The sequence below is a fragment of the Arthrobacter sp. ISL-28 genome (assembly GCF_018613875.1).
In the GTDB taxonomy this organism is placed as follows: Bacteria; Actinomycetota; Actinomycetes; order Actinomycetales; family Micrococcaceae; genus Arthrobacter.
The window spans coordinates 40,745-53,830 of sequence record NZ_JAGGPJ010000029.1 but is presented as its reverse complement, the minus strand read 5'-3'; the positions used below and the strand labels follow the sequence as shown (position 1 = coordinate 53,830).

Annotated in this window: 10 protein-coding genes and 2 pseudogenes; 5 read left to right on the top strand and 7 right to left on the bottom strand. The window is 63.5% G+C overall.

All coding sequences use genetic code 11. The features are described 5' to 3' along the window. Positions 1-68: 68 nt before the first annotated feature. A complete protein-coding gene (locus J7E80_RS19090) occupies positions 69-725 on the bottom strand; it encodes a peroxiredoxin (protein ID WP_215053865.1) in 657 nt (218 codons plus the stop codon). 109 nt (positions 726-834) lie between these two features. Here J7E80_RS19090 and J7E80_RS19085 point away from each other — a divergent pair, with 109 nt between their 5' ends. Beyond that, positions 835-2,520 (top strand): BTAD domain-containing putative transcriptional regulator, encoded by a 1,686-nt coding sequence (locus J7E80_RS19085; protein ID WP_215053802.1) that lies wholly within the window; start codon positions 835-837, stop codon positions 2,518-2,520. 801 nt (positions 2,521-3,321) lie between these two features. On the opposite strand, the gene J7E80_RS19080 is transcribed toward J7E80_RS19085, so the two are convergent. Both J7E80_RS19080 and J7E80_RS23970 read right to left on the bottom strand, forming a co-directional pair. Then, positions 3,322-3,825 carry a hypothetical protein gene (locus J7E80_RS19080; RefSeq protein ID WP_251037123.1) on the bottom strand — a complete coding sequence of 168 codons (504 nt, stop codon included), beginning with the start codon at positions 3,823-3,825 and terminating at the stop codon, positions 3,322-3,324. Between the two features lie 18 nt (positions 3,826-3,843). Continuing rightward, positions 3,844-4,035 (bottom strand): annotated as a pseudogene (locus J7E80_RS23970) (TetR family transcriptional regulator); the annotation flags it as partial. Between the two features lie 104 nt (positions 4,036-4,139). Here J7E80_RS23970 and J7E80_RS19075 point away from each other — a divergent pair. Together J7E80_RS19075 and J7E80_RS19070 are read left to right on the top strand one after the other, a co-directional pair. Continuing rightward, complete coding sequence (locus tag J7E80_RS19075; RefSeq protein ID WP_251037101.1) at positions 4,140-5,183, top strand: Atu2307/SP_0267 family LLM class monooxygenase; 1,044 nt, start codon at positions 4,140-4,142, stop codon at positions 5,181-5,183. A gap of 149 nt (positions 5,184-5,332) precedes the next feature. Next, the gene (locus J7E80_RS19070) at positions 5,333-5,677 is read left to right on the top strand and encodes a DoxX family protein (RefSeq protein ID WP_215053800.1); all 345 of its coding nucleotides are present in this window, start codon (positions 5,333-5,335) and stop codon (positions 5,675-5,677) included. Positions 5,678-6,162: 485 nt separating this feature from the next. Here J7E80_RS19070 and J7E80_RS19065 read toward each other — a convergent pair whose 3' ends face one another. Further along, positions 6,163-6,720, bottom strand: a complete 558-nt coding sequence (locus J7E80_RS19065) for a hypothetical protein (RefSeq protein ID WP_215053799.1) — start codon at positions 6,718-6,720, stop codon at positions 6,163-6,165. A 664-nt stretch (positions 6,721-7,384) separates the two neighbouring features. Between J7E80_RS19065 and J7E80_RS19060 the strand changes: the two genes are divergently transcribed. Both J7E80_RS19060 and J7E80_RS19055 read left to right on the top strand, forming a co-directional pair. Further along, positions 7,385-7,888, top strand: coding sequence for a hypothetical protein (locus J7E80_RS19060; protein WP_215053798.1), 504 nt, complete (start codon positions 7,385-7,387; stop codon positions 7,886-7,888). Then, positions 7,889-8,044 (top strand): annotated as a pseudogene (locus J7E80_RS19055) (cold-shock protein); the annotation flags it as partial. A 535-nt stretch (positions 8,045-8,579) separates the two neighbouring features. Here the strand turns inward: J7E80_RS19055 and J7E80_RS19050 are convergent. The 3 genes from J7E80_RS19050 to J7E80_RS19040 all read right to left on the bottom strand — a co-directional run bounded on the left by J7E80_RS19050 (position 8,580) and on the right by J7E80_RS19040 (position 13,047). Then, entirely contained in the window at positions 8,580-9,965 is a 1,386-nt protein-coding gene (locus J7E80_RS19050) for an MFS transporter (protein ID WP_215053797.1), read from the bottom strand. Positions 9,966-10,203: 238 nt separating this feature from the next. After that, entirely contained in the window at positions 10,204-12,174 is a 1,971-nt protein-coding gene (locus tag J7E80_RS19045; RefSeq protein ID WP_215053796.1) for an FAD-binding monooxygenase, read from the bottom strand. Positions 12,175-12,519: 345 nt separating this feature from the next. Next, entirely contained in the window at positions 12,520-13,047 is a 528-nt protein-coding gene (locus J7E80_RS19040; protein ID WP_215053795.1) for a MarR family winged helix-turn-helix transcriptional regulator, read from the bottom strand. Between the last annotated feature and the right edge of the window lie 39 nt (positions 13,048-13,086).

Sequence of the window (13,086 nt, the reverse complement as noted above, 5' to 3'; positions counted from 1 at the left end):
TCGGCATGCGACAGGCTAGCCGGAGCAGGCTGGTTCAGGATCATGTCAGTGTCCACTCTCATGCGCGATCACACCGGCTGCCGCACGATCCGAATGTACGGCTTGGGCTCCTTCCAATCGCCAAAGATCTCGCGAGCCTCGCTGTTCGGGACGGCGCCGGCGATGATGACGTCCTCGCCTTGCTTCCAATTCACCGGCGTTGCCACCCGATGCTTCGCAGTGAGCTGAAGCGAGTCGACGACGCGAAGCACTTCGTCGAAGTTGCGTCCAGTCGTCATGGGGTAGACGAGGATCAGCTTGATCTTCTTGTCCGGCCCAATTACGAACACGTTGCGGACGGTCTGGTTGTCCGCGGGCGTGCGGCTCTTGGCGTCCCCGGACGTGGCTGCCGGGAGCATGCCGTAAAGCTTCGTCACGGTGTAGTCGTCGTCACCGATCACGGGGTAATTCGGGCGAGCCCCCTGCGTCTCTTCGATATCGGCGGCCCACCGCTCGTGATCAGTTGTCGAGTCTACGGACAAGCCGATGATCTTGACTCCGCGTCGGTCGAACTCGGGCTTGATCTTGGCCATGTAGCCGAGCTCGGTCGTGCAGACCGGCGTGAAGTCCTTCGGGTGCGAGAACAACACTCCCCATGAGTCTCCGAGCCAGTCGTGGAAGCGGATGTCGCCGGCGGTCGTCTTGGCGGAGAAATCGGGTGCGATCTCACCGAGTTGCAGTCCCATCATGTCCTCCTGGGCTTTGTGATGTGATGACGGAGCCAATTGGCTCGCCGTCACTTCTGACGATACGGCGACCCTGTTCCCCGACCGTTCCCCCAGCTACCATGGGGGCGTGGAGACGTGCGCCATTGTCATGCTGGGCGCGTTCCGTGTCGTGGTTGACGGCCGGACGGTTCCGGCCGACGCATGGAAACGGACCAAAGCGGCCGGACTCGTCAAGATCCTCGCCCTCGCGGAAGGGCACCGGCTGCACAGGGACGTTGTCGCCGATCTGCTCTGGCCCGACCTCAGCGCGCAAGCTGCCGCTTCGAACCTACGCAAGGCAATGCATTTCGCGCGCGCCGCCCTCGGCTCGTCAGATGCCGTGCAGGCGCGCGGCGACCTGCTGGTGCTGCTGCCCGACGCCGAGGTCTCCATCGACGCGGAACGGTTCGAAGCGGACGGGCGTGCCGCACTCGCCTCATCGGCAGGGGCGGCCGAGGCGCTCGCCCTTTACCGAGGCGACCTGCTTCCTGATGATCGATTCGCCGTGTGGGCCGAGGACCCCCGCGATCGGCTCCGTGCGCTGTACCTGCGTCTGCTCAAGGCCGCGGCCCGGTGGGACGACGTGGTCAAGGCCGAGCCAACGGACGAGGACGCCCACCGCGCGATCATGATTCGCGCGCTCGACGCGGGCGATCGCCAGGGCGCGATCCGCCAGTTCGAGCGACTCCGTCGGCGGTTGCGGGCCGACTTGGGCATCGGCCCAGGGGCGGCGACGGTCGCGGTCTACGAGGAGGCCATCGCCGAGGACAGCCGGCGCGCGGAGAATCGCACGCGGGCCACATTGGCGCGAGCACTCATCGCACTCAACAGCGGCGACCTCATCGAAGCCACGTCATACGCCCGACGTGCACGCGAGCTGGCCATGCAAGCGAACCTGGGCCGAGAGATCGGCGAGGCCAGCGCGGTGTTGGCGATCGCGGCGAACATGCAGGACCGCTGGCCCGAGGTGTTCGAGGCCGAGTTCGTGGAGTTCACCCGCCACGACTCCGAGCGCTCCGGCTACATTCTCGAAGCACAGTTGTGCCTCGCCGAGTTCTGCCTGTGCGGGCCGGACGGGCACCGGAACATTGCGCGGCGAGTAGCGCGTCTGCGCACGATCGCTGAGCGAGCAGGCTCGGTGCGTGGCCTGGCCATCGCCGACCTGTTGCTGGGGGAGGCGGCACTGTTCTCCGGTGAGCTCGGCGACGCGCGCAGTCTGCTCCAGTCCGCGCTCGAGCTGCACCGGCGGGCCGGGGCCCCGGCCGGCGAGATCGTGACACTGCAACGAATGGCTGAGGTTGACCTCGCGCAGGATCGGCCCGAGGAGGCTGCTCGGGCAGCCAGTCGCGCCTTGGCTGCCGCAGCGTCAACGTGGCTTGAGCCGCACCTCGTTGTACGGCTTTACGGGGTGCTCGCTGAGGCAGCCAGATCTCCGGCGCAAGCGGTCCGCATCATCGAGCGAGCCGACGCCGCTCTGGCCGGTAGGAGCGTCTGTCCGCCGTGCTCGATGGGTTATCAAGTCGCCGCAGCGACGAATTACGCACTGGCAGGGAAGCTGGACGCCGCCCGCCGCCGGCTCGCCAACGCCGAACAGCTCGCTGGTATGTGGCCTGGCGGACCATGGCACGCCGCCCTCTGGGAAGCACGAGCCGTCCTGCGCCGCGCAGAGGGTCACGAGGATCAAGCCATCGCCCTGTTTCGGGAGGCGGCAGCTAGTTTTGCCGAGCTCGGCAGGCGCCAAGACGAGCAACGCTGCCTAGCCCGAGCAGCATAAACATCGCTAATGACGAGCGGAAAGTCTCTTGCCGGCCAGGCGGTAGTCTGTGCAAAGTTTGCAGCTCTCAGGCGAGGTCCTTCGCCTCCAACAGGTGGTTCGGGCGACGCTTGAATCCTGCGATTATCGCACCAAAAGATTTCAGTGCCGGTCAACCCGTCATGACGTCGGGGATGAGGTCGAAGGACCGTATCCGGGCTGCAGAACAGGCGATGGTCGTACTCCGCGGCTGCCTTTATGGGGTGGAACAGCAGGAATCTCTTGCGGCCCTAGTAGCCGCACATCCAAGGAGGGGGCACCAGCAGCGAGCTGAGTAAAAGGCTGAATGGCCTGGTGCCTGCGATGGCTCAGGGACCAGTTCCTGAGGCCCCCGAACCATCGCCTGCGTCCTTGCCCCATTCTCATGGGGCGGCGTGCCGGGCAGCCCCCCCCAACGCGTTGCTGCCCGGTTTCGTGGTTCCAGTAAACAGCCAAAGGTTTACGGGGACACGCGTAACGAGTACTCGTTTTTTGTCGTTCCCGACTCTTGCTGCAGCCGACCACCAGCCCCGGACGAATATCCCAGATGCTTGAAGGCCGGGCCAGTATGAGCATCATGTCTGTTCGCGGCGGACGGCCCTCATGGGCCTTCCCCACTCCTGCTGCTGGAAAACGCCCTGGTGCCGTTGTGGGCCTATCTGTGGGCTGCGGTGGTCCCTAGGGCGGTTTTCGCTACTGCGGTGGCCAGGGCGACAGACGATGCATCCGATGTGCTGCACCTGCGTGTGCGCCGGGCGCTGCCACTCCAGAGGTGGCAGCCTCTTAGGTGTCGGTGCCCTTCTTCGTCGTTCCTGCCGAGCGGCGCGGATCCCGGAGTCGCGGGCGCATCATCGTGCGTGCGACCTGGCTGGGCTTCATCGGCGGTTCGGTGAGGGGTGTCGCTCTGTCTGGCCGGATGCCGTCGAGGAAGAGCTCGACATTGCGCCGCCACGCGCCGGGGGCCACATCTCTGGTGGCCTCTGCGATGCGACTGTTGGCGAGCATGATGAAGACGAGATCTTCTGCCCTGAAATCGGAACGAACCGCGCCGGCGTCACGTGCTTGGCGAACGAGTTCTTCGATGAGTGCCTGAATCCGCCGGCGGAGCGCCGCCAATGTGTCCGATCCATCGAGTCGGGTCGTCATGAGGTTGAGATAGCCGCGGCTGTCAGCCTCGAGCCCGCAACTGGCCATGATATAGCCGGAGAGGCCCGCCCATTTGTCTTCGTCCCGCAGGGCCTCTTCGACAAGGCGCAACTGCTCGTTCAAGGGTTCGACCAGGACCACGCCCCACAAATCCGATCGGCTAGGAAAGTGCCTATAGAGGGTTCCGACGCCAACTCCGGCCGATGTCGCGATAGCGTCCAGCGATGCATTGAGGCCTTCCGCCGCGAATGCGAGCCGCGCTGCTTCGATGAGCGCTTCCCTGTTGCGGAGACTGTCCCGACGCGGCGTACGAGCCCGTACGGACTTACTCCCTCGATCCTCGCTCGGCATGACACAACCCCTCATTTTTTTTCGTTCTCGGGAATACGGAGATGGGTCTACGCATTACACTTACCGGAGACAATCCTCCGGAACACTAGGAATGGGAGATTATCATGGAGTTGGGCGTTTATTCCTTTGCAGAGGCCGTTGCTGACCCGAATACCGGGCGCCGGATTAGTCCTCAGGAACGCCTGAAGGATCTCGTCGAGGAGATCGAGCTGGCCGATCAGGTTGGCCTCGACGTGTATGGGCTCGGGGAGCATCATCGTGAAGACTTTGCTGCTGCGAGTCCGGCTGTTGTTCTTGCGGCTGCCGCCGCACGAACCGGGAAGATCCGGCTGACCAGTGCCGTGACCGTGCTCAGCTCGTCAGATCCGGTGCGGGTGCATCAGGACTTCGCGACGCTCGACCTGCTCTCCGGCGGACGTGCGGAAATCATGGCCGGCCGCGGCTCCTTCACGGAGTCGTTCCCTTTGTTCGGATACGACCTGTCGGACTACGACACTCTCTTCGAGGAGAAGCTGGACCTTCTGCTGAAGATCCGCGCTAACGAGAGGGTGACCTGGTCGGGCCGCCACCGTGCTCCTCTGTCGGGCCAGGGTGTTTACCCCCGCCCGGCACAGGATCAGCTGCCCCTATGGGTAGGGGTGGGTGGATCACCGTCGTCGGCCATCCGTGCCGGCAAGCTTGGGCTGCCCCTGTCTCTGGGCATCATCGCCGGTGACGTCCGGCGCTTGGCTCCTTTGGTGGACCTGTACCGGTCAAGCGCCCTCGAGGCCGGCCACCCGGAGAGCGCTGTCAAGATCAGCATCAACGCCCACGGGTATGTCGCTGACAGCAAAGAGCAGGCCATCGATCTGAGCTACCCGTACTTCCAGTCCGGGATGAGCGCCTTCCTCAATGCCCCCTTCTCGGCCCTGCCGACGAAGCAGCACTACGGGCTGGGGACCTCCCTGCAGGGAGCCCTCGTCGCAGGGTCCCCCGAGGACGTCGCCGAGAAGATCCTGTTCCAGCAGAGTGTCTTCGGCAACGAGCGCTTCCTCATGCAGATCAGCGTCGGAACCATGCCGCACAGAGAGGTCATGCGATCCATCGAACTCCTCGGCACCCGTGTAGCCCCGATCGTCCGCGCCGAATCGCTCGCCTCCGCAGCCTGATAACCGCGAGCCCTCTTCACGGCCGCTAACTCGGCCGTGAAGCTGGCCTCGGTCCTGTCAGGGCACCTCACCGAATACGGCGAATCCGTGCGCCTTCATCACCACGGAAACCATCCACTCATCATCGTCAGAATGGGATACCTCCACTCGTGTTTATTGCAGCATCCATCCTTAGCGTCCTTTTCTCGGCCCTGCTCGTGTTCTCCGCCGTCGGAAAGCTTCGCAAAGACCCTAAACAGATGGCCGTTCTGGAGCTTGTGAAAGCAACCAAAGCGGCGCCAGTGCTCGCCACCCTTGAAATGGCCGCTGCAGCCGGTCTGCTCGTCGGTTTGGCCTGGTGGCCCGTCGGCATCGCAGCTGGAATTGGTGCAGTTCTTTACTTCGCTGGGGCGATCGTTACGCACTTGCGCGTCGGGCATCGCGCCGTGACCAGTGCTGCCGTCCTGCTCGGAGTCAGCGTCGCCGTGGTCCTTCTCAGGGCTATGGCGCTCTGACCTCGCTGCGCGCGAGGAACCCCTCCTCATCCCGGACAGCCGGGAAGGGGAGGGGTTTGTCCTGTCCGGAGGCCTGACCCCACATCCTCTTTTCGGATGCCGCGCATCATCTGCACCGCACCGGTCTCGCGGCTTAGGCGTCATTGCTCCGACGGCTTGGGTCGCCCCACTCATCTGATATGAGTGATCGTGTAAACCAGCCCAGCATGAGGTCCGAGAACGCGCCGCATCTTACTGACGCGCAATGGGAGCGGCTCCTCGCTCTGGCTCAACCTGCGGATGTCCAAGCCGGCGACTGCATATTCCGGGCCACCGACCTGCTCGCCCATTTCCCCGCTCCCTCGGCTTCCAGCCCCGCGAATGCATCGGATTCCTCACCCTCCGCGGCCCCGACTCGGCGGTGCACGTGCTCCTGATAGATGGCATACAGCGGAGTAGGGGCGCTGCACGGTCGCCCCTTCCCGGCTCAGCGCACGACACGGAAGCTAGTGGCGGATCTCCAGCCTGCTGCCCTTCGACTGCGAGATGTGCGCCTCGTCGAAGAGCGGTGAGCCGCTCAAGGATGCCTCGGAGAACGATCCCGAGCTGGTGGAGACATACTGGTAGACGCCTGGCTCGACGATCCTCGTGCTGAATCCCTGCTGGGTCGGCGCGCCGACGGCGTTCCACCGCAGATCGACGGCGAGCATCGTCCCATCCGTGAGCGGCACGCTTGCCTTCGCGTGGACGGCGTTGCGGTTGAAGTCGAAGGCTTCCGCAGGGGCAGTGCCGTACACGTCGCGCAGGACCTCCATGGTGCACTCGTTGACCATGAAGTCGTAGTACGCGACCGTAGGGCCGAACCCCTTGTCAAAGGCGAGCAGATCCCTCTGGGCGACGATGCACCCGTCGGGGCTCCTCGTTTGAGAGGTCGCGTAGGCGAACTCCCCGCTGTACTTGTCGCTGACGACTTGGTTCGCTGCAGAAGCCGAGGGCGCCACGAGGAGAGTGACTCCCATGGCCGCGACCAGTGACGAAGCGAAGGAACGGACGGAAGTGCGCATGCTACACCTGACTTTCGAGAGTTTGCTGCCGGTGAAAATGATGGTCGCATCGCATTCATCCCCAGCACAAGGGATTAATCCAATCGTTAGCGTTTTGTCTCCTCGGGCGATCAAAGCTGGCGCGCCTTGGGAGCGCAGCGACGGCCGGGCGCTCGAGCCCTCTCACGACGATCAAGTTGGGCTGCCGGTCTGGCGAGCTCCGTCCGGTTTTTAGATGACGGCTTCTTGCACCAGATGGCGCTATCACCGAACGCCGATAATGGAGATTCCATCAAGCTGGTCCGATTCTGGTTCCCGAATCATCCCCGGGGTACTCCCAGACCCAGCCCCCAATGCCGTTCGGAACGAAGGCAACCTCGCCGGTCGGCGTCGTCACATCAAGGATGACCAACCCGTTCAGCTTTCGGTCTTTATCAAAATAATCGGGCAGAAGCTTTGTTCCGTCGGCAAGGCAGCCGTGCTCCCGGAAGGATCGTCGGCTACTCGATGGACGCGCGGATGAAGTCCTTGCTGGCCGTGGCCGCGTGGGCAAACATTCATGGGTCGGCCAACATCGATTCGACCTTAGCGCCAGCACTTGACGCTGCCACTCGGCACGGGCACCATTCATGCACCGGCGCCTTTCCAATGGACGCCTCGACCGCTCAGCATGGAAGGCACTCTCATGTCCCGTCTCCGTTTCCTGGCATCCGCAGCCGTCGCGGGAATGCTGTTCGCTACCGCCGTCCCAGCAGTGGCCGCTGCCCCGGAACGCTCCGGCCCATTCGCCACGTCGGGCTTCTTCGTAGTGGACTGCGGCGAGTTCGCTGCCTCTGTCAGCTATAACGTGACGACTCGCTACACACGTTTCTCGAACTCGAGGGGAGAGGTGACAAAGGTCCAGCAGTTCAGCTCCGACCCGGCCGATGTCTGGATGAACCTCGAGACGCAAGAGGCCATCGTTGTGAGGACACGTCTGGTTGAAACCTGGGACGCAAAAACGGGCCAGCTCACGGTCGTGGGCTTCCGCTACATTGCAAACGAATCAGGCGACGGCACTACCTTGCAGGAGGTGGGGCGGATTGTCTACAGCGACCAGACGGAACGGGACGTAGTCAGCAAAGCAGGCCAGCACCAGGTCTTCACCGAGGACCTGTTCGGCCCCGCCCTGTGCGACGCCCTGGGATAGGTCTTTGCCCATTACTCCGCGATCGCTTCCAGCGGTTACCGCTCACTTGAAGAGAACCAGAAGGTTCAGTTCGAGGTAGCCCAGGGCCCGAAGGGTCCTCAGGCGGAGAACATCCGCCGATCGGTCCACCGAGGATCTTCAGTCCGTACTGGTTGATGACGCCATAAGCTCCTACCAGCGCGACGGGCAACCCATAAATATAGGTCAGGTAAGGGATGAAGGTATTCTCGCGGACAAGGTGTTCAAGGGTGCGAGCTGGTTCATCCGACTCGCCCGTAGACAATAAAAGCGAACATCCCGGGGCATATCCGACCGGGCATGCGATTCCGAAGGCGGTGCTCGATGCGGTGCACATATTAAGGTGTGCCCTTCGACATCAAGGGCGAACAGCACCCGGTAGTCGCCACGGCATCCGGCGCTCAGGGCCAGAAGTCATTTGCAGGGTATTGCGCCGTCGAAGATCGCGGCTCCCTGCAGCGTTCCTGTCGCTACGGTCCGATATCACCTGCAGATCCCTTACCGGCTTGAACGCATCGCCCCGCAAGGACGGGGCCCTGGTCGAACCCGAGTTCTCTGGGTTTCCTAGGAGGGGTCCGGTGGTGCGCAGCACGGGAGGTGCCGCCTTCAATGGCTGCTTCTGCCGCGTGGGGCCGGGCGTTTTCAGCTAGTCCGGCCCCGCGCGGCGGCGTCATCAGTAGGTGCGGGCGGGCTCGTTTTGGACGTCGGCGGTTCGCCGGTCAAACATGAGCGCTCCGACTTCCTGTTTGGCCTGATTCCGGATGGAAAGGTCCATGCCTGAGCGGTCCCGCACTAAGGAAACGGCCGCAAGGGAGACAAGTGTCATCCCGACCAGATACAGGGAAACGGCCTCGGTTCCGCCAGTGGCCTGCACCAGGGCTGTGGCGATTGTCGGGGCAAAGGCGCCGCCGAGGATCGCACCTAGAGCGTACGAGATAGAGACGCCGGAGAAACGCACCGAGGCGGGGAACATTTCCGAGTACAGGGCAGCCTGCGGCCCGTACGCCAGTCCCAGTCCGAAGCTAAAGATGGTCAGCGCCACGTAGAGCATCGCCAGGGATCCGGTGTTAATCAGCCAAAAGAGCGGGAAGCAAGCCAACAGCTGAGCGCCGAATCCTATGAGATATGTCTGTTTGCGGCCAATCCTGTCCGAGAGGTACCCGGCGAGGTAGGTGAAGGCGAGCCAGACGGCAGAACCATAAGCGATTGCGACGAGCACGTCGGTGCGTCCGTGACCGACAGCGGGGGTGGACGCGTAGCTTGGGATGAAGCCCCCGGTTGCCATGTACCCTGCAGCATTGTTGCCTGCGAAGATTAGGGCGGCGATGATCACGAGCAGTCCGTGGCGCCGGAACAGCTCCACGATCGGTATCTTGGGCTGTGTCTTGGCTGCGGCGATTTCCTGGAAAACCGGGGATTCGTCCACTGCGCGTCGCACGAAGTAGCCCACGGCAATAAGCACGATGCTCAGCAGGAACGGCACACGCCAACCCCACTGAAGGAAGGCTGCCCCCGGGGAGATCACACCGGTCATGAGCGCCGTGACGCCGGAGGCCAGGAGCAGCCCCAGCGGAACGCCCAGCTGGGGGAATGCCCCGGCCCGGCCGCGGCGGTCGCGGGGGGCGTGCTCAACTGCCATCAGGACGGCCCCTCCCCATTCCCCGCCCGCGGAGATGCCTTGCAGGATCCTCAGCAGCAGGAGCATGACCGGGGCGATAACACCGGCGGTCGCGTAGGTCGGCAGGAAGCCTATCAAGGTGGTTGCCGCGCCCATGAGGACCAGTGTCAGCACGAGCATGGCCCGGCGGCCGATCCTATCGCCGTAGTGGCCGGCCAGGAAGGCGCCGAGAGGCCGGAAGAGGAAGCTGATCCCGACGGAGGCGAACGACAGCAGCAGACCGATGGAGGCGCCGGCCGGTTCGAAGAACAACTGTGCGAAGACCAGGCCGGCGGCCGTGGCGTAAATGAAGAAGTCGTACCATTCGACGGTGGTGCCGATGACGGTGGCGAAGGCGACGCGACGTTGGTTCGCCTTCGAACTGTGGGTGGACATGCTCATGGTTCTCCAGTGGGTGTGAGCGGTGTAGCCCCAGGGGAAACCCGGGGATCGAACTGTGGTGCAGATTTGCGGGTGCAGCCTGAAGAGGCCTTGTCGGGCGGAAACCCGAATTACCGGAAGTGCCGGCGGTGGTGCCGTTCGTGGTTCCGCCAACCGCCCTGCGGTCCGCTTGTTGGACGCCCTGGCGCCGTGGGTGCGCATGCGTGGTCTGGGAAGGTGACCTCGACACGCCGGAGTATTAGCGGTTGACCAGGGCTGAGGGTGTGGTGGCGGAGTGGGCGATGGGCCCCTCAGGCAGCACGGAGGATGAAAGCTCCTTCTGCCGCCGTGGCTGCAGGAGGGGTGCAAAGTACGCTGCGAGCTCGGCCGTTGCCGTGAGCGGCAGGACGTTTGCTACGTACTGGTCCGGGCGGACGATCACGACGACGCCGCCGCGGTCCAGGCCGCGCAGGTCGAAGATGTCCGCCGTCGGGTCGGTAGCGTAGACCTTCTCGTAATCCGTCAGCTTAAACGGCCCCACCTCCGGCTTGAAGACTTCGGGCACGGCACCAAGGTCGATGTTGTGATGGCTCTGCTGGTAGATCACCTTCAGGTCGAACCATGCATCCGCGTCGGCTCCTTCCGGGGTTGCGGCAAGTGGGGATTCCGGCGAGACAGCAACCCATTCGGCCAGCTTGTCCGTTGCCGAACCCGTTCCCGGCAGGGCCGGGTCTGCGAAGACATAGATCCGCCAGCGGCCGTCAGCTGTGGCATGGTGGCCAAGATGCAGCGGGTTGCTGTCAGCCACCCGCACCACAGGCGCCGACTTGAAGCGCTTGCCGACAGGGAAGCCGGCAGCCAGGTTTTGGTATCCGGCAGTGCTCACTAACATGGATGGTGCGTACTGGGTCATGAACCCGGCCGGGAACTCGGCCGTGCGGACGTAGAAATCCTCCAGCGCTGAGGGGTCCTCGAATTCCTCGGGCTTCTTCGCCATGAGCGTGGACCACTCTTTGTCGAAGTCGATGAGGTTCTTCGCGACTACCTGACGCTCTTCAGAGTAGGTGTCCAGCAGGGACTGCGGGCTGCGGCCCTCAAGGACGTGGCCGAGCTTCCAGGCCAGGTTGAAGCCGTCCTGCATGGAGACGTTCATGCCCTGGCCGGCCTTGGCGCTGTGCGTGTGGCATGCGTCGCCGGTGATAAAGACCCGCGGTGTGCGGGTGCCGCGCTGCTCCGGCAGGACGTCGTCGAACCTGTCCGTGAGCCGGTGGCCCACCTCATACACGCTGTGCCAGGCGATGTTGCGGACATCGAGGGTGTAGGGGTGGAGGATCTCGTTGGCCTTGGCGATGATGTCCTCGATGGAAGTGCTGCGCACTGCGCCCTTGTTGTTTGGGTCCACCTCGCCTAAGTCAACGTACATGCGGAAGAGGTGGCCGCCTTCGCGCGGGATCAGCAGGATGCTGCCGCCTGTACCGGACTGGATGGCGCACTTGATGCGGATATCTGGGAAGTCCGTGACCGCCAGGATGTCCATGACGCCCCAGGCGTGGTTGGCCTGGCCACCGGCGAGGGTACAGCCGATCGCTTGGCGCACCTTGCTGCGTGCGCCGTCGGCACCGACAACGTATTTGGCCCGGACGATGCGCTCCTGCCCCTCGTGGGGGCCGGAGGTGTGGAGCAGGGTCACGGTGACGGGGTACTCCTCCCCGTCCGCGACGCTGAGGGAACGGAACTCAAAGCCGTAGTCGGGTGACATGCGTGTGGGAGAGTTGGCCATGAACTCCGCGAAGTAGTCCAGCACACGGGCTTGGTTAACGACGAGGTGGGGGAACTCGCTGATTTCGGCGGGGTCATCCGGGGTGCGGGCCGTGCGGATGATGCGGGAGGGGTCCGCGGGGTCCGGTTTCCAGAACGCCGTCTCGGTGATCCGGTACGCCTCGGCGATGATCCGCTCGGCGAAGCCGAAGGCCTGGAAGGTCTCGACCGTGCGGGCCTGGATGCCGTCGGCCTGGCCGATGGCGAGCCTCCCGGCGCGGCGCTCCACGATGCGCGTGGTGACACCTGGGAACTGGGACAATTGCGCGGCGGCAAGCATGCCGGCTGGCCCGGTGCCGACAATCAGCACATCGACCTCGTCCGGAAGCTCTGCGGGACGATCGATGCCGACGCCGGCTGCTGGCTGGACCCGAGGGTCTCCGGATACGTAACCGTGATGGTGAAACTGCACGGATTCCTCACTTCGTTGTAAGCGGTCAGCGCCGAAGCTCCTCAGAGCTGGACGCTTTATCTGAAATTTGACTGTCCGCACGTGCCAAGGCTGGGCGGGCTCTCCAGGGATCCGTCCCCGGTACTACAGCTTGTTGCGTGGCTTCACCGGGCGCCCTGAACTGAAAAACGTCGGGCGGCGGGCATGGAACCCGCGAACCTGGGAACGAACATCATGGCGACGCCCCGGTTCAATGCCTGTGGTCGAGCGCCGTACTCGTCCAGTTGCCAGTGGACCAGCTGGATGTTCGGGAGTGTGCGTGGGGAAAATCAGGGGCTGTCCGGATTCAAGGCGCACTGAAGTTTCCTAGGAACGAGGCGGGTGGTGTTGCAGAAGCTTCCGCAACAGTTCAGCAAGGATGGTTGCCTCGGTGCGGGTGAGGCCATCTGCCCAATCGCTTTCACGCAGACTGTTCTTGCGCGCAAGCTCTGTTACGCGTGCCTCCCCGAGCGGAGTGAGCCGAACAAGCGTTTTGCGCTTATCTGAGGTGTCTGCCTCCCGGGTCACCAGCCCATACTTCTCCAGGGTGTTGAGCAAACTCGACATGGAAGCGGTTGAAACGCTCGACAGCCTTGCCAGCTCGTTGGGATAGCCTGCTCCAACAGCCCGAATTGCGAATAGAAGCCTGAAAGCAGAGAAACTGAGGCCTTCTGGGCGGTGGACGCTGACTTCGAGGTCGTTTGTGATCCTGTTAGCCAGACGTATCAGGTTGAAGCAAAGGGCCATCGCGGCGTCGTCGTAATCTGGAAACATCTCTTTCGTAGCGTCGTTCGCGAGCTTTTCGAACGCCACACCACTAAGTTTCAGATTCTGCTGGCTTGTCAACTCGCTCATTGTTTGGATCTAAGCTCCTTTAGTGGATTCATGCTCGCC